Genomic DNA, 667 nt, shown 5'->3' with positions numbered 1-667 from the left:
AATGCGATAAAGAGTTATAATATTTCGAGTAAGAGCATGTTTGATTTTTTTGATTTCACTGGTTAATTCATATTTTTTGCACATAGAGATACCCTCACAATTTAATGTGATAAACATTTGATAAAATTTGGAATGGGAAAATTTGAAAGAAGGGCGCCCCCGCCGCGCCCGCGCGTCTTTACGCAGCGTTATTTTCAATAATCTTTACAACGGTATCGTTTTCATAAATTTCACAATCTTCAGGAATTCCATATGCATAATAAGGGTTTTGTTCTGTATATGAATACTCATTTCTTTTTAATCTTGCATTGCCATGTACCAAACCTCTAATGGTGTGATAACCAGTCACTTTAGCATTGCCATAAACAGAACCATAGACCTTAACATACCCACCCACGCTAGCATTACCATAAACCTTGCCATAAATTTTTGAAGAGCTACTTACAACAGCATGATCATAAACCTCAGCCTTGCTATAAATGCGTGCACTTCCTGTTAATTTTGCATTCCCATATACCCTTGCATATTGATAAACCCACACCTTATCAGAAAGATGCGCATTATCATAAACATGAGCTCCAAAATACACGCGGGTTTTATCATATACATGCGCATTGCCATAAACAAAACCACCAATGACAGCGTTGCCATATACCCTTGCATTTTC

Annotated in this window: 1 protein-coding gene; it reads right to left on the bottom strand. The window is 36.9% G+C overall.

From position 1 onward, the window contains the following. Positions 1-178: 178 nt before the first annotated feature. Positions 179-667: hypothetical protein (locus ACFINL_RS09805; protein WP_375651499.1), on the bottom strand; the 489-nt coding region annotated here is incomplete at its 5' end.

It is taken from the genome of Bartonella sp. AA78NXGY (genome assembly GCF_042197005.1).
GTDB lineage: Bacteria > Pseudomonadota > Alphaproteobacteria > Rhizobiales > Rhizobiaceae > Bartonella.
This window is presented reverse-complemented; position numbering and strand designations above follow the sequence as displayed.